This is a genomic window from Variovorax sp. J2L1-78 (assembly GCF_030317205.1).
Taxonomy (GTDB): domain Bacteria; phylum Pseudomonadota; class Gammaproteobacteria; order Burkholderiales; family Burkholderiaceae_C; genus Variovorax; species Variovorax arabinosiphilus.
In genome coordinates, this window is sequence record NZ_JASZYB010000003.1 from 400,267 (window position 1) to 426,966 (window position 26,700).

The 26,700-nt window shown below is 63.3% G+C and carries 26 protein-coding genes; 22 read left to right on the forward strand and 4 right to left on the reverse strand.

What is annotated here, in order from left to right; genetic code table 11:
* Window positions 1-185: 185 nt before the first annotated feature.
* The gene (locus tag QTH86_RS20425; RefSeq protein ID WP_286621179.1) at window positions 186-881 is read left to right on the forward strand and encodes a helix-turn-helix domain-containing protein; all 696 of its coding nucleotides are present in this window, start codon (window positions 186-188) and stop codon (window positions 879-881) included.
* A 73-nt stretch (window positions 882-954) separates the two neighbouring features.
* Here QTH86_RS20425 and QTH86_RS20430 read toward each other — a convergent pair whose 3' ends face one another.
* Genes QTH86_RS20430 through QTH86_RS20440 form a run of 3 tightly spaced genes read right to left on the reverse strand, consistent with a single transcriptional unit; the run spans window position 955 to window position 5,606 of the window.
* On the reverse strand, window positions 955-1,830 hold the full coding sequence (locus QTH86_RS20430) for a hypothetical protein (RefSeq protein ID WP_286621180.1): 876 nt from the start codon (window positions 1,828-1,830) through the stop codon (window positions 955-957).
* Between the two features lie 48 nt (window positions 1,831-1,878).
* The gene (locus tag QTH86_RS20435) at window positions 1,879-4,275 is read right to left on the reverse strand and encodes a type I restriction enzyme HsdR N-terminal domain-containing protein (protein WP_286621181.1); all 2,397 of its coding nucleotides are present in this window, start codon (window positions 4,273-4,275) and stop codon (window positions 1,879-1,881) included.
* Between the two features lie 14 nt (window positions 4,276-4,289).
* Window positions 4,290-5,606: a DUF5623 domain-containing protein gene (locus QTH86_RS20440; RefSeq protein ID WP_286621182.1), complete on the reverse strand. Its 1,317-nt coding sequence runs from the start codon at window positions 5,604-5,606 to the stop codon at window positions 4,290-4,292.
* Window positions 5,607-6,072: 466 nt separating this feature from the next.
* On the opposite strand from QTH86_RS20440, the gene QTH86_RS20445 reads away from it, so the two are divergent.
* From QTH86_RS20445 to QTH86_RS20465, 5 genes are all read left to right on the forward strand, one after another.
* Window positions 6,073-6,795, forward strand: a complete 723-nt coding sequence (locus QTH86_RS20445; protein ID WP_286621184.1) for a hypothetical protein — start codon at window positions 6,073-6,075, stop codon at window positions 6,793-6,795.
* 91 nt (window positions 6,796-6,886) lie between these two features.
* On the forward strand, window positions 6,887-7,474 hold the full coding sequence (locus QTH86_RS20450; RefSeq protein ID WP_286621185.1) for a restriction endonuclease subunit S: 588 nt from the start codon (window positions 6,887-6,889) through the stop codon (window positions 7,472-7,474).
* Window positions 7,467-8,939 (forward strand): type I restriction-modification system subunit M, encoded by a 1,473-nt coding sequence (locus tag QTH86_RS20455; protein WP_286621187.1) that lies wholly within the window; start codon window positions 7,467-7,469, stop codon window positions 8,937-8,939. The genes QTH86_RS20450 and QTH86_RS20455 overlap by 8 nt, the downstream gene beginning before the upstream one ends.
* A 123-nt stretch (window positions 8,940-9,062) precedes the next feature.
* Window positions 9,063-10,049: an Abi family protein gene (locus tag QTH86_RS20460; RefSeq protein WP_286621188.1), complete on the forward strand. Its 987-nt coding sequence runs from the start codon at window positions 9,063-9,065 to the stop codon at window positions 10,047-10,049.
* A 377-nt stretch (window positions 10,050-10,426) separates the two neighbouring features.
* Window positions 10,427-11,530, forward strand: a complete 1,104-nt coding sequence (locus tag QTH86_RS20465) for a tyrosine-type recombinase/integrase (protein ID WP_286647981.1) — start codon at window positions 10,427-10,429, stop codon at window positions 11,528-11,530.
* Window positions 11,531-11,765: 235 nt separating this feature from the next.
* Here the strand turns inward: QTH86_RS20465 and QTH86_RS20470 are convergent, their stop codons facing one another.
* Window positions 11,766-12,008, reverse strand: a complete 243-nt coding sequence (locus QTH86_RS20470; protein ID WP_286647982.1) for a helix-turn-helix transcriptional regulator — start codon at window positions 12,006-12,008, stop codon at window positions 11,766-11,768.
* A 442-nt stretch (window positions 12,009-12,450) separates the two neighbouring features.
* Here QTH86_RS20470 and QTH86_RS20475 point away from each other — a divergent pair, with 442 nt between their 5' ends.
* Genes QTH86_RS20475 through QTH86_RS20550 form a run of 16 tightly spaced genes read left to right on the forward strand, consistent with a single transcriptional unit; the run spans window position 12,451 to window position 26,695 of the window.
* Window positions 12,451-12,717 carry a flagellar biosynthetic protein FliQ gene (locus QTH86_RS20475; protein ID WP_286647983.1) on the forward strand — a complete coding sequence of 89 codons (267 nt, stop codon included), beginning with the start codon at window positions 12,451-12,453 and terminating at the stop codon, window positions 12,715-12,717.
* A gap of 51 nt (window positions 12,718-12,768) precedes the next feature.
* A complete protein-coding gene (fliR, locus tag QTH86_RS20480) occupies window positions 12,769-13,584 on the forward strand; it encodes a flagellar biosynthetic protein FliR (RefSeq protein ID WP_286647984.1) in 816 nt (271 codons plus the stop codon).
* Window positions 13,584-14,678, forward strand: a complete 1,095-nt coding sequence (locus QTH86_RS20485) for an EscU/YscU/HrcU family type III secretion system export apparatus switch protein (protein WP_286647985.1) — start codon at window positions 13,584-13,586, stop codon at window positions 14,676-14,678. Before fliR ends, QTH86_RS20485 begins: the two co-directional genes overlap by 1 nt.
* Window positions 14,675-16,762, forward strand: coding sequence for a flagellar biosynthesis protein FlhA (flhA, locus tag QTH86_RS20490; protein WP_286647986.1), 2,088 nt, complete (start codon window positions 14,675-14,677; stop codon window positions 16,760-16,762). The genes QTH86_RS20485 and flhA overlap by 4 nt, the downstream gene beginning before the upstream one ends.
* Before the next feature lie 22 nt (window positions 16,763-16,784).
* On the forward strand, window positions 16,785-17,567 hold the full coding sequence (locus QTH86_RS20495; protein WP_286647987.1) for a flagellar hook-basal body protein: 783 nt from the start codon (window positions 16,785-16,787) through the stop codon (window positions 17,565-17,567).
* Window positions 17,568-17,619: 52 nt separating this feature from the next.
* On the forward strand, window positions 17,620-18,408 hold the full coding sequence (gene flgG, locus QTH86_RS20500) for a flagellar basal-body rod protein FlgG (RefSeq protein ID WP_286647988.1): 789 nt from the start codon (window positions 17,620-17,622) through the stop codon (window positions 18,406-18,408).
* Entirely contained in the window at window positions 18,392-19,444 is a 1,053-nt protein-coding gene (gene flgA, locus QTH86_RS20505) for a flagellar basal body P-ring formation chaperone FlgA (protein WP_286647989.1), read from the forward strand. The genes flgG and flgA overlap by 17 nt, the downstream gene beginning before the upstream one ends.
* On the forward strand, window positions 19,441-20,043 hold the full coding sequence (locus QTH86_RS20510; RefSeq protein WP_286647990.1) for a flagellar basal body L-ring protein FlgH: 603 nt from the start codon (window positions 19,441-19,443) through the stop codon (window positions 20,041-20,043). The genes flgA and QTH86_RS20510 overlap by 4 nt, the downstream gene beginning before the upstream one ends.
* Window positions 20,043-21,170, forward strand: coding sequence for a flagellar basal body P-ring protein FlgI (locus QTH86_RS20515; RefSeq protein WP_286647991.1), 1,128 nt, complete (start codon window positions 20,043-20,045; stop codon window positions 21,168-21,170). The genes QTH86_RS20510 and QTH86_RS20515 overlap by 1 nt, the downstream gene beginning before the upstream one ends.
* 47 nt (window positions 21,171-21,217) lie before the next feature.
* Complete coding sequence (flgB, locus tag QTH86_RS20520; protein WP_286647992.1) at window positions 21,218-21,598, forward strand: flagellar basal body rod protein FlgB; 381 nt, start codon at window positions 21,218-21,220, stop codon at window positions 21,596-21,598.
* Window positions 21,599-21,600: 2 nt separating this feature from the next.
* The gene (gene flgC / locus QTH86_RS20525) at window positions 21,601-22,044 is read left to right on the forward strand and encodes a flagellar basal body rod protein FlgC (RefSeq protein WP_286647993.1); all 444 of its coding nucleotides are present in this window, start codon (window positions 21,601-21,603) and stop codon (window positions 22,042-22,044) included.
* Entirely contained in the window at window positions 22,041-22,382 is a 342-nt protein-coding gene (gene fliE / locus QTH86_RS20530) for a flagellar hook-basal body complex protein FliE (protein ID WP_286647994.1), read from the forward strand. The genes flgC and fliE overlap by 4 nt, the downstream gene beginning before the upstream one ends.
* Complete coding sequence (gene fliF / locus QTH86_RS20535; RefSeq protein ID WP_286647995.1) at window positions 22,379-23,866, forward strand: flagellar basal-body MS-ring/collar protein FliF; 1,488 nt, start codon at window positions 22,379-22,381, stop codon at window positions 23,864-23,866. The genes fliE and fliF overlap by 4 nt, the downstream gene beginning before the upstream one ends.
* A 29-nt stretch (window positions 23,867-23,895) precedes the next feature.
* Window positions 23,896-24,495 carry a hypothetical protein gene (locus QTH86_RS20540; protein WP_286647996.1) on the forward strand — a complete coding sequence of 200 codons (600 nt, stop codon included), beginning with the start codon at window positions 23,896-23,898 and terminating at the stop codon, window positions 24,493-24,495.
* A complete protein-coding gene (locus tag QTH86_RS20545) occupies window positions 24,492-25,310 on the forward strand; it encodes a FliH/SctL family protein (protein ID WP_286647997.1) in 819 nt (272 codons plus the stop codon). Before QTH86_RS20540 ends, QTH86_RS20545 begins: the two co-directional genes overlap by 4 nt.
* Entirely contained in the window at window positions 25,307-26,695 is a 1,389-nt protein-coding gene (locus QTH86_RS20550; protein ID WP_286647998.1) for a FliI/YscN family ATPase, read from the forward strand. Before QTH86_RS20545 ends, QTH86_RS20550 begins: the two co-directional genes overlap by 4 nt.
* The last annotated feature ends 5 nt before the right edge of the window (window positions 26,696-26,700 follow it).

Genomic DNA, 26,700 nt, shown 5'->3' on the forward strand with positions numbered 1-26,700 from the left:
GATGTGGCGCAAGGTGTCAATCGTGAGTTCGACTTCTAGGGTTCGACTTGCCTTTCAAGCTGCTCGATGACGCGGCGGCGGTCCGCCGAGACGCCAGGACGGGTTGCTGTCGGGCCGCTGTCGTGGTGACGATGGTCACCCATTCCCATACTGCATTGCACCGACCAACGACAATGGAGCTGCAAATGAATGCCACCGAACAAGCGCCACAGGCGCGCCTGCTGACCCCTGCAGAACTGGGCCTGTGCGTCCGGCTGTTCCGGGAAGTGCGCCAATGGTCTCAGGAGCAACTGGCGGAAATTTCCGGCCTGAACGTCCGCACCATCCAACGGGTCGAGCAGAGCCAGGCGGCGAGTCTGGACACGCGCCGAGCACTGGCCCGCGCGTTCGATTTCGAGGACGTGGACGTTCTGAACAAGCCCTTCACGATCCCGACCGAAGCGGAACTCAAGGCTCAGAAGGAGAAGTTCGACCGCGAGCACGTCACACTGACCGCATTGCCCCTCACGACGGGCAAGCAGTTGGCGAAGCTTGTCGAACTCCACATGATGGATCTGTCAGAGCCCGGTTTCGAGCTCAGCCGCGAGGCCGACGAGACGTTCGCCGAGCTGGTGGACTACTTCCGCGACTACCGCGACTGCGCAGACGCGTACACCGAGACGACGAAGTTCGAGGTGTATGACGAGCTGCAGGCGCGGATCGACGCGCTGAAAACGCTCGGCGTCTCGCTGCGCTATGCCGAGCGCAAGATGCAAGTGAAGTGGGGGACGGATTCGGACGCCAAGCCCATGCCGGTCAGCGTGCTCTACGTTGTCGCGTTCCCGCTCGGCAAAGAGCCGGAGCAGTTCGCGACGCCGAAATCTGGCGGGATTCGGCTTTAGCCGAAGTCTCGCATTCGCAACTGGTCGCGCGAACGCCTCGTCGAACCTGGTTCATGGGGCTCACACGCACTGGTCATGGCGCGGCCAAGTTCAGTCCATGTCGCTGCCACGTGTTGACCGGCGAGCGAACGTAGTCACAACCATCCGCTCCCAGCAGCGCCACGACAAACCGGCAGACCAGTGCCCGCATTTCGAGCGTGAGGTTCTGATTGGCTCCCGCCCCATGGACGGCGAAGCCCAGGGGCTCTCCCATGAACAGGGCTTCATGCACCGTCTCGTTGCGCAGCGACGCGACTTCAGCGCCGGACGCGGGGTCAGCCCAGGCCGGAGTGGGCATGCCGAACGCATCGCACATCCACTTCACGCGGCCAGCATGACGAACGGGCCGGGTAGGTCTTTTGACGGCCTTGGCGAGTGCGAAACACACATCGATCGCCGTGTACAGCAGGATGAACCGCCCGAATTCAAGATGCCGCGGGTTCTGGCCCAGAAACAGAGCGTGGACGGCGGCCGCGATCAACCTGGCGCGGTCCGGGGACGACCGATGGAGCGTCCAGTAGGTCTCGGCCAGGTCGAGCGCGTCGGCGAGTCCCCGACCGAGCATCACGAAGTCGACGAGCTTGCCCGGCTTGATGGGCGTCGCGTCGACGAAACCGGCTTCCGTCGCGGTCAGCCGCATTCCCGTGAAGAACGACAAGGCCCACAGGTGGAAGGTGAGGTGGTCGTGTCCCTCGCACAGCGCGTGCGCAATCACGTGCGTTTTCGGGAGTCCGAAGACGCGAGTCGAGTACGGGCGTTGGTGGACGCCGCCGCCCAAATTGCTAACGAGCTGCGGCGGCGCATAGATCCAGTCCTGGTCCAAGGTCTCGCTGCTTTCGATGTCCGCTTTCGCCGAGGCGATGCCGGGCAGCGCCGAAATCGAAACCGGTCCCGATGACAACGCGATCAAGTCAGGGTGATAGCCAAACTCCATGCGGCATATGGACGTCATACGCAACTATGGAGCTTCCTCGGCTGGTCCCGCGAGCGTTGCTCGAAGAAGAGCACTGAGGGCGGGAAGAACATGCTGCGAGAGCTTCTCGTCAGCCCATTCGGACAGGCGGGGGATGTTGCGCATCCGTACCGTGCGCAGCGCGATCGTCAATCGGTGCAGCAGCGGCAGCGAGCCTGTCTCGAGTGCGGCATCGACCCAGGCATCGGCATGCGCCCAACGACGGGACAACAGGTCGGCCATGGCCTGTGTCGCTGCTTCGATCGGACCTTGATCCTGGCACAGGACGCGGCCGCCGTCGCCAAGATCGTGTTCGAGGTGGCCCAGCCCTTCTTCATTCACCCGGAGCAAGGGAAACTTGCATTGGCCAATTTCCAGAAGTACCCAGGCGTCCATCCGCTGGCTGTCGTCGCCGACCACCGCCGTAGGAAGTCTGGCAAATTGCCCCAGGATCATCCACGCGGTCGCATTCCCATAGGTGCGCGAGCGCTCCGCCCCGAGGTCCACGGGCTCGCCGCTGATGTCGCCATGGCGGTTGGACAGCCACACTTTGCCGTCTTCGATCTTCAAGTGAATCAGTCGACCGTTAGGCGCGGCCATCGCGATCAATGCATTCTCCATGAGCTCCTCCGTGGGCTCGCTGGAGAGTAAGCCTTCGATGATTCCAGAGCTGAATCCGCCCGTCCTGTCCGCCATGGCGCGGATCGCTTGAGCGCCGACCAGGTCACCGAGATATGTCGCGCCCAGGCGATTGCCTAGCCAGACTCCAGCCTCACGGGGATCGAGTTCCGCGCGCCGCTCAAGCTCTTCACCCGCAGCATCCGCCAGCTCCTTCAGAAAGGCGGCGGGAACGGTCGGCACAACCACGTCCTCACCCCCGGGGTGCCGATAGACACGTACCGCTCCAATCGAACTGAGTTCGCGCAGCGCGTCGCGACCCTCGGAGGACAGTGCGTCCTGCCGCACGACGAAGCCGTTGGCGGCTGCCAGGGAAAGTTCGGCGGAACGGGCGCCTGTGTCCGCAAGGGCGCAGCGTGCGAGCACGCGGTAGCCGCGCATGAGGTCTTCTTGCCCGGCAAAGCTGCGACGCGCCGCATCCACGAGTTCCATGCCCAGAGCCGGTGGAAGAAGCAGGCTGCGGTTCGGGTCCTGGTGCCGCGGATCGCGCGCGGCGGCGTCGTAGATCGTGCGCAGCACCCAGGGCGCGCGATAGTCCTCCGCGTACTCGGCGCCTTGCTGGAACATGATCTTGTGATTGGCCAAGTTGCGCTGAGCCGCTTGAAACTCCTCCAAGCCCAGGGCGCCAATCTCGATCGTCTCCGCGTTGGTTCCCAACGCCGTTGGCGTGCGGCCGTTACGGCCTTTGGCCAGCCGATCGGCAGCTTCAGTCGTCACGATGACATTGAGCTTCTTGCCAGGGCGCAGGCTCGCCAATTCCTCCAGGTCTGCGGCCATCGCCGTGCCGGGCTGGACATCATCGACGGCAAGTACAAGTGCCGGGCCGGCGAGCCCATTGGACATGCGCCGCAGCCACTGGCGAGCGTCGTTGGCAGTCAGGTTCCACTCCAATTCCGCGGCGAAGAGATTGGCCAGCGACTGGAACAGTCCAGGGCCTGAGCCCCGCAACATCAGGACAGCCAGGTCGTCGCTTTCTTGCGTGCGCAGCGCGACCTCACGCAGGCAACTGCTCTTGCCGCTTTGGGCCGCTCCCTCGATCAGCGTGAAGCCGGTGCCGGCGCGAGCCGACTTGATTGCGGCGAAGCTGCTCAGGCGGGGAAACAGCAGGAGCTGGGCGAAGGGCCGATCCGACGCTCCGGGAGGGTCGGTCATTTCAGCCAGGAGTGTGGCGGTGGCGGAGCGCACGATGGGCACCCAGACGCCGGTTTCCCTGCCCATCAAGGCCTCGGTCGCCCAGCGCATGTCGGCCGCAGCCAATTTGGCTGCGTTGACCAGCAGGCGCTGCACCTCTTTTGCGGCGTCTTCTGCGCCAGACCACAGCTGGCCCGTGTTGGCGTCGTACACGCGTGTCTCACGACCATTGGTCACCACGACAAGGGGTGGTCGCGGCGTCAACTGGTTCGCGTAGCTTTGCGCTTGTTCGTAGTCCGCGAGCGTAAGCGGAAGATCCTCCCGCTTGAGTTCCACCACGGCGAGCGGGCGTCCGCCGTGCCAGATGATCACGTCCGCCCGCCCGCTCTTTTCCCATTGGGCCGCACTGTCGAAGTCGTGCGTTTCATGCCCAAGGCGCACCGTGAAGCGCCTTTGCTCGGTCAGTTGTTCGCGCGGGATGTTTGGGAAGGCAGCGGACAGCGCCGCTGCCAACCGGCTCTCCAGCTCGGCCTCGGGACGAACGGAGGACGACGCGGTCGGCTGTGCTTGTTGGTCTTGTTGTGCGCGAGACATTGCGATGGTTTCCTTCAGGTCCAGGTCTGCAACGACTTCTGCGCAGCGTCGATCTTCTTGAGCAGAGATCGCAACGGGGGGCAATCCGGGTAGTGCGCGCTGAGCATTTGCTTCGCCTGGGCCAGACTGTCATCGTGACGCGCGCGTTCGGCCACCGGCAGTGCGCGCTCGAACGTCGAGCCCGACTCGTGGTAGTACAGCTCGAAGAACTGCTCGGAGGCCAACTCGGCACGGTTGTATTCGCGCTGCGTCCACTCGTCGAGTTCGCTGCGAACGGCGTTGACCCGGTTGTACACACCCTTGCGCTGGTAGGTGGCTGTCAGCACCGACTTCAGCAGGCGTCCCACCTCGGCATGCGCTTCGATCGGCATGCGCCCCTTCGGACGGCGCTGCGGACCAACGAAGGTCTGCACGTAGCCGACCGAATTGCGGGGCACTGCGGCCTTGCGCGTGGCCGGCGGCTTGTCCTTCGCGGCCGCCAGCTTGGCCAGGGCACCAGGGCTCACGAAGAACGGCAGCATGGGGGCTGATTCGCCGCGCCACGCCTCCTCGACGATGGGTGGCGGCAACCGGTCCAGCGCAGCGGTGATGGGCTCCAGCGCGACGCCCTTGGCGGTATCAGCGACCAGGTACAGGCGCGAGCCCCCGTCGGGGGCGTACATGCCCGGCCACGTCGACTTGATCACCGTGAATCCGTGCTTGTCCGCCCAGGCCTGGCGTTCGGCCAACTTCCCCTTTGCTGCTTCCTCGTAGGGTTCGTCGACGAACAGGTAGCGCTTGGTGTCGCGGTCGTACCAGACGCTGTAGTGGTCGCGACCCGGAATCGCGTTGCTGGATCGACCGCCCGGGAAGGCGCGGCTGTGGCTCTTCGAGGGCCGCAGCCGCGTGGCCCCCATGAACTGCAACGCGCGGGCTGCGGTGCAGACGGCGCGACGCGCCTCGGACTGCGTGCGCTGCAGGTGTTCGCGCGCCAGGTGGTCAGGGCCTTCGGCGCGAAAGTGCACGAGGGCGCGATGGTTCTCCAACTGGGCCAGGGTGATCAGTTCGTCCCAGGGACACGGCAACTCCAGCGACAGGGTCTCGCGGCCACTGCTGCCGCTCTCCTTGTCCTTCCAGTACGCCGTCAGGTAGACGCGGTGGCGAGGACGCCGAGCTTCCGTGGCCGGCCGGCCGGACAACACATTGTTCGCGTGGCGGATGTTCTGGTAGCCCGCGGCCTGAGCAGCGGCGTCCAGCGCCTGCAGATGGCGCACCCCGCGTTCGACCTTGAGGGACTTGGCGAGGCGTTTGATGCCGTCCAGGGTGGACGGACGAATAGCTTCACTCGACATGACAATGCTCCTGAGTTCATGACGAAACGTCACCCGTCTGCCGCTTCTCGAACCCGAACATGACATGCGGGAAGAGAGGGAGTGTCGGCAGTGCTGTCAACAGCTTTGCTATGACGGGTGGCAGGCTCCTGCCCGAAGCCTTGGCACCATTATCGCACCGGGCGCGCCGGTGTGCGATGCGACCCACTACCCGAGCGGCGCCGTGGCCGACTTACGGATCGGCCAGCCGACGCACAACTTCACTGCGCAGTAAACAAGGCCATTCGACCGAATATGGGCAGGGCTGGCGCAGGCGTTTGCGGCGCCACGCCGCCAGGCGTAAAATTGCGCCCGGCGCCCGCCAAAGCTCTGGACAGCTTGAAAAAGGCTCTCGTCAGTTCCTGTACATCGCTTCTGAACCCTCCGGGATACCGGCTGTTCGACAGCGACAAAACGTCCAGCGCTCGAACAGCAGTGGAGTATTCCCATGAGCAACTACGCTCGCTCGGCCGTCTACACGGCCTCCCAAGCACTCGTGGCGCAAGGCCTGACGGTCAAGCGCTCCCATCTCACCGAAGTCATTGCAGCATTGCTGGGCTACCGCACCCATGCCGCGCTGACGGCGGACGAGGCGGATACCACGCGCGAGTACCACCTCGATGACGCCGAGATCTACGTCCTCAACGTCCCGCTGGGAACAGGACGCGCGGTCGAATTGGGCCTGCAGAACGGTCCTGTGGTCGTTCAGGCGTGTACCGCCGCGTTGAAAGCCGGCGATGGCCAGGCCGGCGTGTACGAGAGCGTTGCCGACTTCTACGACTCGCATGCCCGCGAGGCCTTGGCGCAGGTAATCTCCGATTCGGACGACGTGGCCGGCGCGATGGCCGAAAGCAACGCGTCGTTCCCGTACGAGCCCGAAATGGAAGACGCGTGCCCCGCGACTTCGGACCTGTGGGCAGCACGGGACGAGTGGACCATCGAAGCCGCAGGTGACCTGACGGGTGAATACGACCCAGAGGGCGATCGCATGTTCAACGGCGACACGCTGAACTGCCGCGGCTGGCTGACTTATCGCAAGGCGGGCCGGGCAGGGCTGGTGTTCGGCGAGGCGGGTGGCTACGGCGGCGTGGACGACAGTTGGCGTGACCAGGACCACGAGGATGAACTGGCCTACCGTCAGAGCCTCGAAAGCGGCCCTGCGGCCGGGTGAAGACAGCCGAGTTTATCGCGGATGGTTCTACTGCTTGCATTTTGGCGCAAGCCTGTTACACTGCGTAAAACAGTAGAACCATCCGCATCGAATGAACCGCCCGCTCGGCGCCCTCGCCAAAGTCCACACCGCCGTCGTTTTTCGCGATCAGGCCCCCAAGGAGGGTCCTGACGGCAATGTGCGGGCATTGGCCATCCGAGACTTGGTGGCTGGCAAACCCCTGCGCTGGCACGAACTGCCCCGCCTGCATGTGCAGGAGCGGCACCTTTCGCACTGCCTTCAACCCGGCGACGTCGTGATCCCGTCAAGGGGTGACTATTACAAGGCCTGGCTCTTCGAAGGCGCCGAGGATCTTGTGTTCCCCATGGGCCAGCTCAGCGTGATCCGGCCGGACACCCAGCTGGACGCGCGCTACTTGGTCTGGGTGCTGAATAACCCGTCGACGCAGAAGCGCATTTCTCTGCTGTTGACAGGCACCACGATCAAGGCGCTGACCAAAGCTACGCTTCTTTCGCTGGAAATCGAAATTCCTCCCATGGCGAAGCAGCGCCAGATTGCCGAACTCGACCAGACGGCACAGGAGATCGTGGCCATTCGACATCGCCTGAATGAGATCGACCGGACCGAGACCGCCTATATGACGCGCCAAGCGCTGCAGGGTGGGGCCGAAGATGCTTGATCCCGCGCGACAAGAAGCCATTCGGTCTGCAGTTCTCCAGGCCTGCGACGCGTTCCGGGGGATGTGCGGGCCGATGGAGTACCGCGACCTTGTGCTGGCAATGCTGCTGGTGAGGTTTCTCTCTGACGTTGCGTCGCCGCACGGCGGCCAGGCCGCCGCAGTCCCTGGCGACGCCCCGTATTGCGCGCCCGACGAGTCCCGCTTCGGCCGCCTCGTCGCTGCGCGCGACAGCGCTGGCTTGGGCGAACGCATCGATGCGGCCCTTGCTGCAATCGAACGGGCCAACCCTGGCCTGCGCGGCGTTTTCCAGGGCATCAGCTTCAATTCGACCGTGCTCGGAAACGTAGAGCAGAAGGAGCGTGTGCTTGGCCGTCTGCTGGATGCGATCGACGCCAGCGCTTTGAACTTCGGCGAGGGCGACAGCTTGGCGAAGGAAGGTGCTGCCTTTGCATGTGACTCGCTGATCAGGCATACCGCAGAACTCGGGGGAAGGTGGGGCGGCGAGTTCTACACCCCGCCCGAGGTGTCCCAGTTGCTGGCGCGCTTGATGGAACCCACGAGCGGCGAGGCCATCGGCGACCCCTGTTGTGGAACAGGTTCGCTGCTGATCGCGTGCAGTCAGTTCGCCAGGGCGAGGTCGGGGGAGGATGGGTGTGCCCTCTTTGGCCAGGAGAAAAACGGCTCGACCTGGGCGCTGGCCAAGATGAACATGGTTCTCCATGGTGAGACCCATCATCAGCTTGAATGGGGAGACACCCTGCGCGACCCCAAGTTGCTCGATACCGCTGGCGGGCTGAGGCGCTTCGATGTCGTCGTCTCCAGTCCCCCGTTCTCGCTGCGCGACTGGGGGCACGAGTTGGCGGAGAGAGACGTCTATCAGCGCTACCGGCGCGGCGTCCCCCCGCGGATGGCCGGCGACTATGCGTTCCTCAGCCACATGGTCGAGACGCTCGCGCCTGGGACGGGCCGCATGGCGGCGGTCGTGACCTTGGGTGTGCTCTTTCGTACTGGGGCGGAACGGGAGATCCGAGAGCACCTCGTCCGCGAAAACCTGATCGATGCGGTGATCGCCTTGCCAACCAAGATGTTCGCTCATACGGCCATCCCGGTGGCGATTCTTGTGCTGCGCAAGCGGAAGGCCGATGACGGCGTGATGTTCATCGACGCCAGCCACACGTACCAGCATGGGAAGACGCAGAACGTGCTGCGCGAGTCCGACCTGAGCACGATCGAGGACATCTACCGCCGGCGGCAAGACGTTGCACCGTACGCACGCCTCGTCGCCCCAGCCGAGATCGCGGCGAACGACTTCAATCTTAGCGTGGCTCGGTATGTGGCGGCCGTGGCAGACGAGGAACCGGTTGACCTGGACGCCCTGCGAGCCGAGCGGATTCAGCTCAAGTCTGAGCTGGCGCGGCTGGAAGCCAAGCTGTCAGGGTTGCTGGAGGAGGCCGGTCATGCGTAGCACAAAGGAAAACGGCCGCTTACGCGGCCGCATCCTCTTTTGCGTCTTGGAGCCCAGCGTCCGTCCGAAGAGGGAGCTACTGAACCATGTTGCCCAAGCGCTTACAGGGAAAGTATAACACGCATGCTGAAATTGATCAAAGGCAACCCGGCGGGGAATCTGGCGCACATCCAGGCGCTTTCGCACGCCCGACTGAGCAACTACCGGAGCTTCTTCGGCGCCACCGATGACGGTGAGGCACTGGGACTCTACCAGTGGAACGACGACCTGAGCGCCGTACTTTTTCGCACAATCTCGCTGGTGGAGGTGGTGCTTCGGAACCAATTTCACCATGCCATGAGCCAGCGCTATGGCGCCGTAGGTGGCCAGGGTTCCAAGGACTGGTACGCGCACGTTGCCCTGAGCAGCCTGTCGAAGTCCAAGATCATGGACGTCACGCACTACAAGCAGGGTCAGCAGTTGCTGCCGCGCGTGCCTACTCCCTCACCCGATGACGTGGTGTCCGGCCTGACATTCGGGTTCTGGCCGCGCCTTCTCGATCTCACGGTCGATATTCACCAACAACCCGTGGCGTGGGGACCCATCCTCCTGGACGTTCTTCCCGGCCATCGGCAGCGACAGGCAAGCTACTGGGCCAAGCTGAAACACCGAGACGCCCTCTTTGCCAGGCTCGACCTGTGCAACGAGCTGCGAAATCGCATCGCTCACCACGAGCCCATCTGGAAGCTTGGACCACTGATGGTTGAGAGTCGTTCCCGCCATGGCTCGCCGGTGGCGATCCAGGCGCCTGCGCCCACGACGCCTGCCGATGCGCTGAACCGACTGCGTATGCTGTACGACCGTGTCACTGAACTGCTGGGCTGGTTGTCCCCGGCCGTGGCGGCCAAGCACAAGGTCAGCGACATGCATCTGCGCTGCCTGAACCTGCTGCAGATCGACACGCTGAGCGACTTCCGGCGCGCACTGCCGCCGGCCGAAATCGACCTCGCGACAGTACCTAACCTGAGATCCTTGCGAAAGGCGCTCAGGTACGCGGCGCGCCGCAAGCAGCCGGTGCTCATTAAGGATGGGCACCGTCTGATCGGGCACCTGACCTGCACCACGCCATGAGCTTGGTTGACCTGCCCGCGGCCAGGGTCCATGTGCTTTGGATCGTTGGGTTATGCTGACGTAAGATGGGCTACGAAGAGGCTGTATACTGCAGTTATCCGTGCAGTTCGTGGTACCCAAGGTGTACCCGCGAATGCAGGATTCGGTGAGAAGTTAGATTTGACGCGGCCTAGCGGGGTTTTTTGGAACCCGCCCCAGGCCACCATCTTTCTTTCTTAGTAGATCCCAAGTCAGCTCAGAAGTCCTTGTAAATCAAGGACTTAGCCTCAAAAAGGCGGCTCAAGCGGTGTCTCTGAATCCCACAACGTCCCGTTCTTGCAGGTACCCCACGGTGTACCCCAGACTGCTTTTCAACCGCAGTCGATTTTGGGTACACCATGGGGCAACTCACCGAGCTTCAGATCAAGGCGGCAGCGCCGCGTGACAAGGAATATTTGCTGGCGGATGGCGAGGGGCTCTACCTTCGCGTACGGCCGACCGGCAAGGTGTGGGTCTATCGCTACAAGCGGCATGGCAAGGAGGCCAAGCTCAGTCTCGGGCGCTACCCGGTCGTGACGCTTGCCGCCGCCCGCAAGAAGGTGCGTGCCGAAGCAGAAAAGCGATCCCACGGTGTCGATCCCCGTGAGGCGCGACGTGTGGCGGCAGAGCGTGAGCGCGTTGCACACCTCAACACCTTTGAGCGGATGGCCCGGGTCTGGCACGCTCAGGCGCAGAAGGATCGTGAATGGTCGGCCGGCTATGCCGAGAAAGTCATGCGGCATCTGGAACTGCATGTCTTCCCGTGGATCGGTGCGCTGGCCATGGAAACCATCGCGCCGACGGAGGTCGTGCGCTGCCTGCACCGCATCAAGGAGCGCGGTAATTTGGAAACGGCGCAACGCGTGCGTGAAGCCGTGCAGCATGTGTTCCAGTACGCCGTCGACGTGGGCGCCTTGGACCCGAGCAGGAATTTCGTGAGCGGCCGCACGGGTGGCTTACCGCCACCGCGTGCGCGCCACTACGCGGCCATCACGGACCCGCAGAAGCTCGGGCAGTTGCTCCGAGACATGCGTGCCTACAACGGCAACGTCATCACGCGTGCTGCTCTGCTGCTTTCACCACTTCTGTTCCAGCGTCCAGGTCAATTGCGGTTGGCGCATTGGGAAGATGTCGACCTCGATCAGGCGCTGTGGCGTTGCCCGCCGGAGAAGATGAAGCTGCGGGAATGGAAGAAACGCGACCCGCGGACGCCAGCGCATCTCGTGCCGCTGCCGACGCAGGCGGTCGCCATCCTGCGGGACATCTTGCCGTTGACCGGTCCCACGGGACCAATCTTCCGGAGCATGGCCAAGCGCTCCGAGAAAACGCGCTACATGAGCGACAACACTGTCAACAGTGCGTTGCGGACATTGGGTTACGACACCAAGGAACAGATCACTGGGCACGGTTTCAGGGCGACAGCGCGCACGCTGATTCGGGAACTGCTGGGATGGGACCGCTAAGTCATCGAGCGGCATCTAGCTCATGTGTCCGACGAGGAACTGGGTGGAAGCTACGATCGCACCACACACCTTGAGCAGCGCTACCGGATGATTCAGGTATGGGCTGACCTCTTGGATGATTTGGCGGCTGGTAAAGTTGTTGTGCCAATGAGCGAGTCGCTGCGCTCGAACGCTACGCCGATGCAATCACAGACGAGCAGAAATTCGGCCACCCCCATCGGGAACGCAACGGGGTTTAGGGTTCCGGCTTAGCCCGGCGGTAGCCCTGCGGGTCGTCGATCCAGGCTTGAAGCGCCGCGCTTGGCCAAGCCGAGGCTCTGCCCCCCAAATGAACAGGCTCAGGGAAGCGGCCCTCCGCGATGCGGCGATAGACCGTCGAACGGCTGAGCGCGGTAATGCGTGTCACGTCGTTCAGCCGATAGAAGGCTGGCAGGGCGTCTAAGTGGCGGGATGTGGGCAGAGACCGGGGAAATAGCATGGGCGGTTCCTGTTGAGCAACGTCGCAAGGATGGGGCGTAGGTCGGCTGGAGCCAACTCAGAGGAGCGTAGGCCGGCGTGCTTAAAGCAGCGGACAAATGGACGTGAGCGTTCCACCAAGTGGCTCGGTGAGCGTCGTGGGCGCCAGCAGCGTCGGTGCGCAGTTCGTTGGTGCTCGAACCAACGCTCCAATATCCGGAAGCATGACTGCCACATCTCGCTCGCAGTCATGGAACAACTTTGACCCCGCGCGTTGGAAGTTTTCGGCGCCCAGCCAAACGATCACACGGTTTGAGAAGAATGTCACAAATTTCCGGGAAACCTATGCCGTTCAGTTGGCATTCATAGTTAAAACTATATGTTAGTTCAGTTGCTTTTTGTATCATCTCCAGAATGGCCTGCGAAATGATTCGCTTCGACTGGCTGAATCGCATGGAGTGGAAATGCACGCGGATCTTGCGCTAAAGATGATGGCGGACCTTTTCTGGACCGGGCTCATCGTTTGTCTTCCACTGTTGCTTTTGACAATGGTTGTTGGGCTGGTGATTAGCGTGCTTCAGGTGGTCACTCAGGTGCAGGAGATGTCTCTCACTTTCGTGCCCAAGTTATTGACTGCAGGGGCGGTGATCATCGTGGCGGGTCCCTGGATGCTGCGAAAGCTGTCGCAGTTCACTATCCATCTGTGGAGCGGCATCCCCGCCATGTTCTGAGTGCTCGCGCCCTTGGAAATGACCGCTTCCTCGCCCAGAGCACCCCAGGCAATGAGTCTAGTGTTCCCAGAGCTTGGGCTCGGATGGATTGCCGGCGTATCCCTCGTCGCTCTTCGAGTTGCTGCGACGTTTCTGATGACGCCAGTTTTCTACGCCATGCCCATGCCGGCCACAGTGCGCATGTTGCTTGTTGCTGGAATGTCTCTGGCCATCGCAAGCGGCTTGGGCTTTGCCCCAGCGCTTTGGAGCGGCTGGGCCGCATACCTTTCTGCCGCGATGACGGAGATCGGAATCGGGTTGACGTTAGGCTTGGGCGTGCTGTTGGCGTTCGGTGCCTTCGCCGTGGCCGGCCAGTTGCTTGACGTTCAATTGGGATACGGGATCGCTCAGATCATCGATCCAGTCACCAGCCGCCCCGTTCCAATCCTGACCACCGCGTTCTCTTACCTAGCGGTGCTGGTGTTCTTCTTGGTCGATGGTCACCACGCCCTTCTGCGCGGCGTCGCGTTCAGCCTGGAGCGATTTCCTGTGGGGGAACCGTGGCCGCTTAGCCAGGCCTTTGGCCCGTTGCTGAAGCAAACGACGGGGCTTTTCAGCCTCGGTTTTGCCCTTGCCGCGCCGGTCGTCTTCTGCCTCCTGCTGGTCGAGTTCGTGTTAGGTGTCGTGAGCCGGAACCTCCCGCAAATGAACATGTTTGCAATGGGCTTTCCGGTGAAGATACTCGTTGGCCTCGTCGCGCTCTCCGTGTGGTTCGCTGGCATTGGCGGTGTCATGACGCGCGTCTATTCCAGCATCGCAACGACCTGGGAGTCGATCTTCATCGTGGAGCGACCGCCGTCGACATCCCCTGAGCGAGGCGTGCGCTGATGGCCGAGCAGGATGTCGATCGCAATCAAGCGGCCACGCCCTACAAGTTGCAGCAAGCGCGCGAGCGCGGGCAGGTCGCCAAGAGCCAGGACCTGGTCTCTGCCATCGTCTTCGGCGTCGCCGTTATCTATCTGACATGGCGGGGCTTTGATGCAGTCGCGGCGCAGTTCAAGTTCGACCTGGCGCTGTTGATCCATGCGGCGCGCATGGATCCCGGGGGCGCGACGTTGTGGCCGTTGGTCGAGCGCTCTGTTCGTGCCGCAATGACGCTGTGTGCGCCCTTCTTCGGGGCCATTCTACTTGCGGCGGTGATCGGCAACCTCGTCCAGACTGGGCCGATCCTCTCGACGGAGCCTGTGAAGATGGACTTCGATCGGATCAATCCAGTCAACGGCATCAAGAAGATCTTCTCCACGCGGGTGTTGTTCGATGCGGCGCGTGCCCTGGTGAAGCTCACCTTGCTGGCGGTGGTCGCATACATCGGACTGGAGGCACTGGCCGGTCAGTTCTATGCCCTGGCCTCGTTGTCGCCGATCGGCTACCTGCACATCCTCGTCGATGATCTGTCGAGCATCGGACTCAAGATGGCACTCATTCTGGGACTCATTGCGTTCGTCGACCTGGTCTACAGCCGACGAGAGTTCGCCAAGAAGATGCGCATGAGCCATCGCGACCTCAAGGACGAGGTCAAGCAGCGGGAAGGCGATCCACGCGTCCGATCGCGGCTGAAGGAGCTGCGGCGCGAGATGCTCAAGCGCAGCAGTTCTTTGCAGCAGACGCGTCATGCCGACGTCATCATCACCAACCCTACTCACGTGGCCGTCGCGCTAAAGTACGAGCACGGACGAATGTCCTCGCCGCAGTTGCTCGCGAAGGGAGCTGGACAACTCGCTGCAGCGATGCGCGAGATTGCCGCGCGGCACCGTATCCCTGTTGTCCAAAGTCCGGCACTGGCAAGGCGTCTCTATCGAGAGCTCCCTATCGATCACGCTGTACCGCCGGAGCTCTACGCACAGGTCGCTCGGATCATCGTTTGGGTGTTTGCCATGCGCGATCAGCGCGATCGCACCGGTGGCGAAGGCGGGACGGCGTGAACGCCTTGGCACGCGTCATCGGTAAGCACAGCGATATCGCGCTGGTGCTGCTCGTGCTCGGCGTTCTGGTTGTCCTCTTTGCGCCCATTCCAAGCGGACTGCTCGACTTCCTTATTCTGGCGAACTTCAGCTTCGCGTTCCTGGTTCTGCTATTGACCTTCTACATGGCAAGACCGGTCGAGTTCTCGACCTTTCCCTCGCTGCTGCTGATTGCCACGCTGTTTCGCCTGTCCTTGAACGTGGCGGCAACGCGGCTCATCCTGTCCGATGGCGACGCAGGTCGCGTGATCGGCTCGATCGGCGCATTCGTCGTTGGGGGCAACTACGTCATTGGCCTGATCGTCTTTCTCATTCTCATCGTCGTGCAGTACGTTGTCGTGACGAGCGGCGCACAGCGCGTTTCCGAGGTGGCTGCCCGATTTACGCTCGACAGCATGCCGGGGCAGCAGATGAGCATCGATGCGGACCTGAACATGGGTTTCATTGATCAGGCAGAGGCTCAGCGGCGCCGTAAGAACCTCGAGAAGGAGGCCGGCTTCTACGGCGCAATGGATGGTGCCAGCAAGTTCGTCAAGGGCGATGCGATCGCCGGCATCATCATCCTGCTCATCAATATCGTCGGCGGCCTGATCATCGGCGTGATGCAACACGGCCTGCCGTGGTCCGAGGCCTTGAAAACGTACACGCTGCTGACGATCGGCGACGGCATCGTGACGCAGGTTCCTGCGCTGGTGATCGCAGTCGGGACGGGCATCATCGTGACGCGATCGGCGTCGGATTCGAATCTCAGCCGGGAAGCGTTACGGCAGATCGGATCCTTCCCGAAGACGCTCTTGCTGGTTGCCATGGCGCTCGGCGGACTGCTTGCGCTGCCGGGCATCCCCGCGCTGCCAACACTCGCGCTTGCGGCATGTTTTTTGACAGCTGCAATGCTGCTTCACCGCGCTGCGAAGGCTGGCGAAAAGGCGTCTGAAGACGGTGCTATGGGTGCACAGGCGGCAGACGGCGCCGCGGCGGGCCCGGAAGAGAAGACGGCGGGCGAAGATCCATATGCCTTGCTGAAAGTCGAGCCTGTGGAGGTCCACCTCGGCAGGCACTGGGTGGAGTTGGTGAACCAGCCCGGCAGCGTTCTCATGGAGCGAATCGCGACCTTCCGCAAGCAGCATGCGCAGGAGTTCGGGTTGGTGCTGCCCAGAGTCCGCTTCAAGGACGCGCCCCGTCTTTCTGCAGATCGATACGAAATTCACCTGGATGGTGTCCTGGCAGGAAAGGGCGAAGCACGCGCCGACAAACTGCTGGCCATTCACCCGGCAGGCGACGTCACGACGATTGCCGGTGAAGCCACGAAAGACCCGACTTACGGGCTGCCTGCTCTCTGGATTGACGAGAGCCAGCGCAGTGCGGCGAGCCAAGCCAACTTCACGCTGGTCGATGCGCCGACCGTTTTCATGACGCATCTCACCGAGATGCTCCGACGGGAGTCGGCGTCGCTGCTGACCCGGGCGGAGGTGGAGCGCTTGCTCGCTCGCGTGCGGCAAGAGCAACCCGGCCTGGTCGAAGAATTGATTCCGACCGTCCTTTCGTCCAGCGACGTGCAGAAGGTTCTCCAGAACCTCCTGCGCGAGAAGGTCTCCATTCGAAATGTGGAAGCGATCCTTGAAACATTGGCTGATGCGGGACGGTCCACACGAGATCCGAGTCTGCTCACGGAGATGGTACGACAGCGTTTGGGCCATGCGATTTGCCATGGTTTGCTGGGTGAAGCGACTTCGCTACAGGTTCTGACGCTCGATCCGGCCATCGAGAGTCAGTTTTTGCAAAGCCTTCAGGCAGCGGCAGGTGCATCGAGCGCGCAGTCCTTTGTTCTCGAGCCGCGCATGACCGAGCAACTCATGAAGCGCATGGTTCAGCAGGCCGAGCGAATGATGAAGAGCAACCTGCTCCCGGTGCTCTTGTGTGCGCCGGAGCTGCGCCGTCATCTTCGAACCCTGGCTGAACGTGTGATGCCGCATCTTCGCGTACTGGCGATGACGGAGGTTCCGCACACGGTGGAGCTGAAGTCCTTTGCCGTGATTCAACTCTGACCCGCTCGAAAGTCAACAATCCATGAGTGATGTCCTCGCGATCAGTCTGCACGGAATGCAGCAGGAGATGGCGCGCGTGCAGCGCATCAGCATGAACATGGCGAATGCCACGACGCCTGGGTACAAACGAGATGTTGCCTATGCACTTCCGCTGGGGGGTGACTTCGCGGCGACAGTCGACGCGCTCCAGAACGACGGCATCAGTCGCCGGGCGGCGAGGTTCTCGGGCGCAGGGGTAGACGGCCTCGTGGTTCGCTCGGACACGCGACCGTCCACCCTGCGAACGACAGGCCAAAGCCTGGACGTGGCGCTTTCCAGCACAGGCTACTTCGAGGTCGCCACGGATGATGGGCCGGCTTACACCCGTCAGGGTAACTGGTCGCTCGATGCTCGCGGCCGACTCGTGACAGCGCAAGGGCACCCCGTCATGGGCCAGGGAGGAGAAATCGTGCTGACGCGTCCCAATCCCGTCATTGATGCCGCTGGCCGGGTGTTCGAGGCCAATGGCCGTGATGGCGCAGAGGCAGTTCCGGTGGCGCAACTCAAGGTCGTCCAGTTCGAGGGCCTCAGGGCTCTGCGCCCCTTGGGAAATGGTCTGGTGCACGCGGACCAACCACCGAGTCAGCTCCCGGACGGCGACGTTCAGGTGCGCCAAGGGTTTCTGGAGAACTCCAACGTCAATTCCATGCACGAGATGGTTCAGCTTATCCAGTCGATGCGGCATTTCGAATCCATGCAGAAGGTTGCACTGGGCTACGACGACATGCTGGGCAGTGCCATTCGCAAGCTTGGCGATGCGGCCTGAGCGACCCGAGCGAACTTCCTCCCCTACTGCACTTCACTTCGGAGCCAATCACATGTTCGATGCCCTCTACATCAGCGCCACCGGTATGCAGGCACAGCAGCTCAACGTTGACACGATTGCCAACAACCTGGCCAACGTGAATACGAATGGCTTCAAGAAGAGCAAGGTCGGCTTTGCCGATCTGATGGTTGCGGGCGCTGCACGCTCACCTGCCAACCTGGATGCGATGGGTTTGCTCGGCGGAGCCCCCAGAGTCGGAGCGGGCGTGAGCATTTCTGGCCTGAAGAAGCTCTTCGACATGGGGGATCTCAAGAAGACCGAATCTGCCTACGACATCGCCATCCAAGGTGACGGTTTCCTGGAGGTCTCGATGCCGGATGGCAGTAGCGCCTACACCCGGGGCGGGACGTTGCGTGTGAATCGAGAGGGTCTTCTCTCGACGTCGGGCGGGTTTCCCTTGAAGCCCAACCTTTCCATCCCCGGCAACGCGCAGGAGCTGACCATCGAGAGCACGGGGCGAGTGCTCGCAGTGGTCACCGGGCAGTCCACGCCAGTGGAGATTGGGCAACTCGAGCTTGTCAGATTCACCAATGCGTCGAATCTTCAACCCGAGGGTGACAACCTCTACCGGACCAACTCGGAGTCGGGTGAGCCTATTTCAGGGCGGGCTGGGGAAGAGGGGATGGGCAGTCTCGCCCAAGGCTTTGTGGAAGGATCGAACGTCAAACTGACGGAAGAGATGGTGAGCCTCATGGTGGCGCAGCGTGTCTACGAGGCGAATGTGAAACTCATTCAGGCCTCGGACGAAATGCTGGGAATGATCAATGGCCTTCGTCGCTAGGGCCATGGCGCCGCTCGGCGCACTGGTGTTCGCCGCCTTGGCCCCGTTTGCAGAGGCCCAAACCGTCGGGCAAGAGGTCCGCATCGAGCTGAAAGCCAATGTCGCGATCTCGGGACCGGACGTGCGGCTGGGCGACATTGCCTTCCTCACGACACGCGATCTGCCGTTGATGCGCCGCCTGATCGCGCTACCTATGGGGCCGGCGCCCCGCCCAGGTGCCGAGATGTGGCTCGATCGTGAAGCCATCGAGCAGTGGGTCTTGGCCAAGTCGGGGCTGCGAACGCTGTCGTATCTGTCTTCTCGGGACGTACCAACCCTGCGCTGGTCTGGTCCTCAAGGTATCCGCCTCGAAAGCGCCGCGCAGCAACTGTCGGGTGACGTGCTGACGGACGCGGGTCGCGCGTCGCTGGTCCAACAACTGTCCACGCAGGGTGTCCGTGCAGAAGTGCGGCCGGTTGGCGGTATGCGAGACCTGGTGCTTCCCGCTGGCACGGCGACATTGCGCGTACGCCAGCTGCCCGAGGGAAGCTTGCCATCGAATCGCATGGTGGTCTGGGTCGACGTCTGGGTTGCGGATCGTTTCGTCCGAACGGTGCCGGTGAGCTTTGAAGTCGCTGTATGGGCGTACCGTTCGGTCGCAACCGTACCGCTCTCGGCTGGTGCACCGCTCGATGCTGTCGTGCGTCAGGGCGGCATGCACGCTGAGGAGATCGATATCGCCAGGGCGAGGCCCTCGGTGAAGAGCGCATCATCCGCCACGATCGACGACACCTCCGTAGCGCAAGACCGGCGCCTCAAGCGCCCGGTGCGACCTGGCGAGGTGGTTGCCAACGGCCATTTGGAGACAGCACCCACTGTCGCGCGGGGGCACTGGGCACGACTTCTCGCTCGCTCCGGCGACGTATCCGTCGAGAGTCGTGTCGAGGTGCTCCAGGACGGCCGGCAAGGGCAGCTCGTTCGGGTCAAGGTTCCGGGCTCCCGCGGCGAGGTTCTGGCACGCGTCGTCGGGCAGGGCGAAGTGGAGCTCCAGCCATGAACCGCGCATTGTCACTGGGTGCCATTCGCTGCGGCCTTGTGTGTTCGCTGCTCGGCGTCTTGTCGATCCAGCACGCTGCGGCAGAAAGTCTCTATCTGGAAGGCGCCTTCCGCCCACTCACCGCCGATAACAAGGCCTTCAAGATCGGTGACGCGCTCACGGTGCAGGTCTTTGAGAACTCCTCCGCCACCAGCAGTGCCAATACGGGAACGCGCCGCGCCAACGACATCAGCGGGTCGGTGACGCACGAGAGCGGCAGGCGCGTCGGACAACTGGGTATCGGAGTGACCGGCGACTTCGATGGCGGCGGACGCACCCAGCGAACCAACAAGTTGCTCGCCACCCTGACCGTGACCGTGCTCGAAGTTCTTCCGAATCGGGAGTTACGCGTGGCTGGCGAGCAGTTGTTGACGGTCAACGACGAGGTACAGAAGGTCAACCTGGAAGGACGAGTACGCCCGCAGGACATCTCCGACGGCAACGTGGTGCTTTCGACGCGCCTGGCGGATGCTCACATTACCTATGTCGGCGAGGGCGATGTGTCGGATCGCGCGCGCCGCAGTGCCTGGCGGCGCATCGTGGATTGGCTCGGACTGTGATGAAGCGCATGATTGCAATCATTCAGAAGGCGCTCAGCGTCCTGCTCGTCCTTGGTGCATGCGCGACGGCGCAGGCCGATGTGATCCGCGTGAAGGACCTCGGCAAGATCAAGGGTTGGCGCGACAACGCGCTCTTCGGCACGGGCATCGTGACGGGCCTGGCCGGTACCGGCGATTCGCCCGGCAACCGCACGACGCGGCAGTCACTGTCCAACGTCATGTCGCAGTTCAATCTGACCATCGCACCGGAGGCGGTGCAGAGCCGCAACGTGGCCGTGGTGATGGTCAGCGCAATCCTGCCTACCTTTGCGCGCGAAGGCGATACGCTGGATGTGACGGTGAGCTCGTCTGGCGACGCACGCAGCCTGGTGGGTGGGACCTTGCTGCTGACGTCGCTGAAGGCGGCCAACGGTCGCGTGTATGCGCTGGGGCAGGGGCCCCTGTCGGTCGGCGGCTACCGCTATGACGCCAATGGAAACGTCGTTCAGAAGAACCATCCGACCACTGGCTCCATCCCGAACGGCGCCACCGTGGAGGTCGGGGTCGAGGCGACGATGCTGGATCCCCGCCAAAGTGTCACCTTCGTCCTGGCCGAACCGGACTACACCACCGCCAGCCGGGTGGCGAGTGCCATCAGCAGTCAACTGGGGGGCGTCTCGGCGAGGGCGCGCGACGCGTCGGGCATTGAGATCTCCGTGCCGCCAGGCCAAGCGGACGATCTGGTGCCTTTGCTCACCCGCATCGAGAACGTGACGGTCGAGCCGGACCGACGCGCCAAGGTGGTGATCAACGAGCGCACGGGCACCGTCGTGTCGGGCGGCGATGTGCGCATCTCCAAGGTCGCGATCTCTCATGGAGACATCAAAATCGCGATCGCAACGCAGAACACCGTCTCCCAGCCCATCAATGCGTGGAATGCCGGTCCGGACGTCCGCACCGCCATCGTTACCAATACCCGCATCGATGTCGACGAGCAAAACGGGGCAGGCTTCGTCGCGGGCTCCAACACCGTGTCCGACCTCGTTCAGTCCCTGGCACGCCTGAAGACCAGCACGCGTGACGTGATTTCGATCCTGCGTGCGGTCAAGGCAGCAGGCGCGCTGCACGGCGAACTCGTTGTGCAGTGAAGGCACCATCGAGCCCGCTTTTTCCTCATCCTTCAACCAGCCTCCCAATGACACACAGCATTGAAGCCGTCACTCGATCGGCGCTGGCACTCGCCTTGGACGCAGCCAGCCTGCGTCAACAGGTGAGTGCGGCCAACATCGCCAACGCCAACACCGTGGGCTATGTGCCGCGGCGCGTCAGCTTCGAAGATCAGCTTGCCGATGCGCGGCAGAGCGTCGATCGATCTGGCTGGATCGATTCGACGGCCCTCGCGCAAGTGAGCCCACGCGTCGAGGCGATTCGTGGGGCGACCGTCGGGACGCAGGTCCAACTGGATGTGGAAGTGGCGGAAATGGCGCGTAACGCGGTCCACTATCAGGCCTTGGTCAAGGGCCTGTCGCGTCATTTCTCAATTCTCTCCATGGCTGCCGGCGACGGCAGGAAATGACAATGGACTACAGCCAATCTTTTGCGATCAGCGCCGTAGGCATGGGCATCGAACGGATGCGGGTAGAGGTCGCGGCGCTGAACTTGGCCAATGCCAATACCGTGCAAGGTACCGATGCCGGGAGCTATCAGCCGCTGCGCGTCGTCGCGCAGGCCGAGACATTCGCATCCATGGTTGGGTTGGGCCCCGATCGGTCGCTGCCCTTTGCGGGCGCCGTACCGGTGGCGTCCATCGTGCCGATGGATGTCGAGCCGCGTCGGCTCTACGAGCCGGGCCACCCGTTGGCCGATGCGCGTGGCTTCGTGAGCTATCCCGCGGTGGATCCTGCCACCGAAATGGTCAGCCTCATGAGCGCCACGCGTGCCTACGAAGCCAATGTGGCGGCGATGAACACGGCCCGCACGCTGGCGCTCCGTGCGCTTGATATCGGTGGTGGCAACACATGACGGCCTTCCTTCCGGCAGAAGCCATTGCGGCGCTCTCCCCCGAGGCGATAGGTCTTCTCGGCAATGCGGCCTCGAGCTTGTCCTCGGCGCCCGCGTCCGCTGGCGCCCCAAGCGCGGGAACATCTTTTGGGCAGATGGTGAGTGATGGGCTTGGCGGCATCAATCGCCAGCTCGCGGCTGGTCAGGTCGACCTGCAGCGCCTTGCCGTCGGCGACGCGCAGAACCTGCATCAGATCATGATCAATCTCGAGGAGAGCCGCGTGTCATTCCAATTGATGATGCAAGTGCGAAACCGTCTTCTTGAGGCTTATCAAGACATCATGAAGATGCCGATATGACATTCTGGAACGGACTCAGTCACAAGGCACGCGCAGGCCTGCTGGCCGGCGTTGCCATCATCCTTCTGGCAACCGCCGTGGCGGCATGGTGGACCTTTCGCACCGACTACCAGGTGCTTTTCTCGGACTTGAAGCCGCAGGACGCACAGGCGATGACCAGCGAACTGGAGCGGCTGAAGGTACCTTACGTCCTCGGTGAAAACGGCAGCTCCATCCTGGTGGACAAAGCGTCGGTCCATGCCACTCGCCTGAAGCTCATGGGAAAGGAGATTCCGTTGCACGGCGCGGTGGGTCTCGAGCTGTTCAACAACACCGACTTCGGCATGACGGAGTTCGCTCAGAAGATCAACTACCAGCGTGCGCTTCAGGGTGAACTGACCCGCACCATTCAATCGTTAGCCGAAGTCCGCGAGGTGCGCGTGCTGCTCGCGCTGCCCGAACAGAGTCTTTTCAAGCAGGCGACCTCCAAAGCCAAGGCTTCGATCACCGTGGCGCTTCGGCAGGGACATGCACTGCGCGCAGAGCAGGTGACGGGCATCCAGCGTTTGGTAGCCGCTGCCGTGCCGGGCATGGCACGGCAGGATGTCACGATTGCCGATGACCACGGTGTGGCGCTCACGCGTGCCGAGGGCGATACCGAGGTGGAGGAAAGCAGTGCGCGGCTCGATCTCAAGCGAGAGACGGAGGCGTATTTGGTGCGCAAGGTCGAGACGGTGCTCGAACGCTCCTTCGGCCCGGGTCAAACCATGGCGACAGTCGACGTCCTGCTCAACATGGATCGGATCCGCACGACCACCGAGGATGTGTTGCCGGCGGCGTCCCGCACAGGGTTTCAGGCGACGGGCGTGGTTGTGCGAGAGAGCGAGTCGCTGCGCGATGCCGGCAGCCCTGTGGATGCCAAGTCGGGAGATGCCGGGGCGCGCCCCAGTTCGCAGCGCGAGGTGCAGTACGCGGTGGGCCGCCGCGTCGAGCAGGTGGTGAGTCAGCCCGGCTCGGTTCGCCACATGCAGGTTGTGGCCGTGGTCCGCAAGGCGTTGGACGCGTCGCAACTAGACCAGTTGCGCAAGGTGATCGCCGCGGCGGCTGGCGCGTCCCTCGATCGGGGCGATGTCGTTGTCGTCCAGTCGCTCGCTCTGGCGCCGGTCGGGTCCACCGCGCCGGCACGGTTGCCGGCAGATGTGTCAGAGGACCGGCTGAGCGACGCGCCATCGTTGCCCGCAGCGCTTCCGGCGGGCGCGCCCTGGCGAATGGAGTCGCCCTGGCTTGTGCTGGCGGTGGGCGCGTTGCTGGTACTGCTGATCCTTGCAACCCGACGGGCACGGCGCGTTTCGACCCAACCTGGGACGGCGGCTCCGCGCGCGCCCATGTCGGACGCCGATCGCGAGATGGCCTTGCGACGTGTTCGGGACTGGGTTCATGGCGGCGCGACTGCATCTGAAGAGCGTGCGTCCCGAACGGTGCCGCCATCGGGAGGCTCGGCGTGATTGGGCCGAGCGCCAGCACGCCTGCTTTCATGGAGGGCGCATCGCTCGAGACGGTGGGCATGCGCCGAGCCGCGCTCTTGTTGCACGCGATGGCTCCCGTTGATCAGGCATTCATGCTGCAGGCCCTGTCGGGGGCGCAGGCGGAAGCGCTTCGCCGACTGGTTGATGAACTGGATGCCCTGGGAATCGCACCTGACGCCTCCCTGATTGCAGAAGCCACAAGTACTGGCCTGGGCCAAAGGGGGGACGCTACCGCATCGTCGTCGGACGAGTGGAACCCTGGCGTGGTGGGTGAGGTCGACGCAATGGTTCGTCTCTTGAGCGCCGAACCGACGGCGGTCATTGCCTGCTGGCTAAATCTGACGGATGGTGCTCGGCGAGAACGCGTGCTGGCGGGGCTGGAACCCGCCCAAAGGCGTCGCGTGGAGGCGTTTGCTAGTGAGCAGCCGGCGCGTGCCGTCCCGCCCGCGCTGCGCGCAGCACTGCACTCGGCCGTCGTTGACGCGTTGAGGGTGGCCCAGCAGTCGCCGCAGACGGAACCGAAGGTGCGACACGCCGCGCCTAAGTGGGCGCGAGCCATCGACGCCATCCGCGCTGGGCAATGGCTTCGACGGAGGACGCGTTCGTGAGCGCGGCTCAGACTCGGCCGGTCCTGCGGGACGTCGAAGTGCGGGGGCGTTTCGAATTGCCTCTGCGGCACCTGCCCGCTCCCGCCGACGCTGCGCTGGGGACGGCAGCTCCCAAGGGGGCGGTGCTGTCGGTGCGTCTCGTCCACGCCGAAGAAGCGCACCGCCCGACGCACCAGATGGCGGACTTGCAGGAAGCGGTTCGGCGCGCTTTCGAGGACGGAGTGGTGCGTGGGCGTCAGGAGGCGCAGGCGCAAGCTGCCGAAAAGGCCAGGCAGCTCGCCGACGAGACGGCCGAGCAGATCGAGAGCGAACTGAATGCTCGGACCGAGCGCATTACGCTGGAAATCGCCGAGCAATCGAAGGTGAGCTACCAAGCCCGCCTTCAACTGATGGATGGTCTCCTCGCTGGCTTGCCGGCACAGATCGAAGCGCGCATCGCAGCGTCTGAAGACGACATGCTCGCGCTCTGCTTCGAGGTCGTCTGCCGCTTGCTGGGTGAGCAGGCCACGAGCCCCGAACACATTCGGGGCCATCTGCAGGCCGCAACACAGGCCCTTCGGTCCCGGAAGGTGGTCGCCATCCATTTGCATCCGGACGACTTGTTGGCGCTTCGGCAAGAGGCTGCGACCGCAGCGCACACGCTTTTCGATGATGATGTGCAGTGGGTTGCAGACCCCTCCATAGAGGTGGGCGGCTGCATCCTCCGGTCGGATGAGGGCGGGCTCGACGCTCGCTTCGAGACGCAACTGGACAGGCTGCGCTCGGTGCTCAAGGCTCAGCGCAGGGCAGTGCACTCGCAGGAGCCCCGGCTGTGAATGCCTTGCAACGCAGTCTTGCTGACCTGCGCAGCACGGAATTGCATCGCCGCATCGGTTGGGTCTGCGGAATGCAGGGCCTGGCGATCGATGCCACCGGACCGGACGTGACGGTCGGCGAGCTGTGCCGGATCGCCGTGAGGTCTCAACGCCCGGGTGGCGTGGCGCCAGGCGTGCTGGCCGAAGTGGTGGGCCTCAAGCCCGGGCTTGTGACGCTCATGCCCTACGGTTCGATCGAAGGTATCGCGATCGGGTGCGAGGTTCAGGCTCTCGGCGTTGAGTCGCAGATCGGCGTCGGGCAGGCGCTGCTGGGGCGCGTCATCGATGGCTTCGGTGAGCCATTGGACGGTCGCCCTCGTCCCGCCACCGGACTACGGCGGCCGCTCAAGGCGATGCCAATCAACCCGATGCAGCGTCCGCCCATTCGGCAAGTGCTGGAAACGGGCATACGCAGCATCGATGGCTTGCTGACGCTCGGGCAAGGTCAGCGCGTGGGAATCTTCGCGGGCAGTGGCGTCGGAAAAAGCACGCTTCTGGGGTTGCTGGCGCGCCATGTCCGGCCGCAAACCGGCTCTGCGCAGCAGAGCACGGTGAACGTGATCGCTTTGATCGGCGAGCGTGGACGAGAAGTGCGCGAGTTCATCGAGAAGCAACTCGGCCCTGAGGGGCTGATGCGGTCCGTGGTGGTGGTGGCCACCTCCGATCAGCCCGCACTGGCACGACTGCGTGCCGCCTACGCCGCCCTGGCAATCGCCGAACAGTTTCGTGACGAAGGGCGCAACGTCCTGCTCACAATGGACTCCATCACCCGTTTTGCCATGGCGCGCCGCGAGATCGGCCTGTCGGCCGGTGAGCCACCGACCGCGCGCGGCTACACGCCCTCGGTATTCGCCGAGCTGCCCGAGTTGTGCGAACGCTGCGGCACCGCGCCCGGTGGTGGTTCGATTACCGCGTTGCTGACCGTGCTCGTCGAGGGTGATGACATGAACGAGCCAGTGTCGGATGCGCTTCGCGCAATCCTCGATGGGCATATCGTGTTGTCGCGGCATATCGCCCACCGTGGTCAGTACCCGGCCATTGACGTCCTCAAGAGCGCCAGTCGGTTGATGCCCGAGCTCGCCAATGTTGACGAGCGCGCGCTCGCGGCGGCTGCCGTGAACCGGCTGGCCATCCTCGAGCGAAATCGACAGATGGTGGAGATCGGTGCGTACGAAAAGGGCAGCAATGCCGATCTGGATCAGGCCTTGCAGATCGAGCCCGCCTTGCAGGCATGGCTGCGCCAGAGTGCCGGGGGCGTGCCACGCGACCAAGCGCTGCAATCGCTGCGTGCGGCGCTGGGTGAGGCTGTGCCCCAACGATCAGAACGACCGGGCCAGCTCGTATGACGCGA

Excerpts from the sequence above, each read along its gene's own strand:
- flgC (WP_286647993.1), top strand. The coding sequence starts at position 21,601 with ATGGACTACAGCCAATCTTTTGCGATCAGCGCCGTAGGCATGGGCATC.
- flgB (WP_286647992.1), top strand. The coding sequence starts at position 21,218 with ATGACACACAGCATTGAAGCCGTCACTCGATCGGCGCTGGCACTCGCC.
- fliF (WP_286647995.1), top strand. The coding sequence starts at position 22,379 with ATGACATTCTGGAACGGACTCAGTCACAAGGCACGCGCAGGCCTGCTG.
- QTH86_RS20460 (WP_286621188.1), top strand. The coding sequence starts at position 9,063 with ATGCTGAAATTGATCAAAGGCAACCCGGCGGGGAATCTGGCGCACATC.
- QTH86_RS20470 (WP_286647982.1), bottom strand. The coding sequence starts at position 12,008 with ATGCTATTTCCCCGGTCTCTGCCCACATCCCGCCACTTAGACGCCCTG.
- QTH86_RS20450 (WP_286621185.1), top strand. The coding sequence starts at position 6,887 with ATGAACCGCCCGCTCGGCGCCCTCGCCAAAGTCCACACCGCCGTCGTT.
- QTH86_RS20485 (WP_286647985.1), top strand. The coding sequence starts at position 13,584 with ATGGCCGAGCAGGATGTCGATCGCAATCAAGCGGCCACGCCCTACAAG.
- flgG (WP_286647988.1), top strand. The coding sequence starts at position 17,620 with ATGTTCGATGCCCTCTACATCAGCGCCACCGGTATGCAGGCACAGCAG.
- QTH86_RS20440 (WP_286621182.1), bottom strand. The coding sequence starts at position 5,606 with ATGTCGAGTGAAGCTATTCGTCCGTCCACCCTGGACGGCATCAAACGC.
- QTH86_RS20495 (WP_286647987.1), top strand. The coding sequence starts at position 16,785 with ATGAGTGATGTCCTCGCGATCAGTCTGCACGGAATGCAGCAGGAGATG.
- QTH86_RS20475 (WP_286647983.1), top strand. The coding sequence starts at position 12,451 with ATGCACGCGGATCTTGCGCTAAAGATGATGGCGGACCTTTTCTGGACC.
- QTH86_RS20455 (WP_286621187.1), top strand. The coding sequence starts at position 7,467 with ATGCTTGATCCCGCGCGACAAGAAGCCATTCGGTCTGCAGTTCTCCAG.
- QTH86_RS20510 (WP_286647990.1), top strand. The coding sequence starts at position 19,441 with ATGAACCGCGCATTGTCACTGGGTGCCATTCGCTGCGGCCTTGTGTGT.
- fliR (WP_286647984.1), top strand. The coding sequence starts at position 12,769 with ATGAGTCTAGTGTTCCCAGAGCTTGGGCTCGGATGGATTGCCGGCGTA.
- QTH86_RS20515 (WP_286647991.1), top strand. The coding sequence starts at position 20,043 with ATGAAGCGCATGATTGCAATCATTCAGAAGGCGCTCAGCGTCCTGCTC.
- QTH86_RS20425 (WP_286621179.1), top strand. The coding sequence starts at position 186 with ATGAATGCCACCGAACAAGCGCCACAGGCGCGCCTGCTGACCCCTGCA.
- QTH86_RS20465 (WP_286647981.1), top strand. The coding sequence starts at position 10,427 with ATGGGGCAACTCACCGAGCTTCAGATCAAGGCGGCAGCGCCGCGTGAC.
- QTH86_RS20540 (WP_286647996.1), top strand. The coding sequence starts at position 23,896 with ATGGAGGGCGCATCGCTCGAGACGGTGGGCATGCGCCGAGCCGCGCTC.
- flgA (WP_286647989.1), top strand. The coding sequence starts at position 18,392 with ATGGCCTTCGTCGCTAGGGCCATGGCGCCGCTCGGCGCACTGGTGTTC.
- fliE (WP_286647994.1), top strand. The coding sequence starts at position 22,041 with ATGACGGCCTTCCTTCCGGCAGAAGCCATTGCGGCGCTCTCCCCCGAG.
- QTH86_RS20435 (WP_286621181.1), bottom strand. The coding sequence starts at position 4,275 with ATGTCTCGCGCACAACAAGACCAACAAGCACAGCCGACCGCGTCGTCC.
- QTH86_RS20445 (WP_286621184.1), top strand. The coding sequence starts at position 6,073 with ATGAGCAACTACGCTCGCTCGGCCGTCTACACGGCCTCCCAAGCACTC.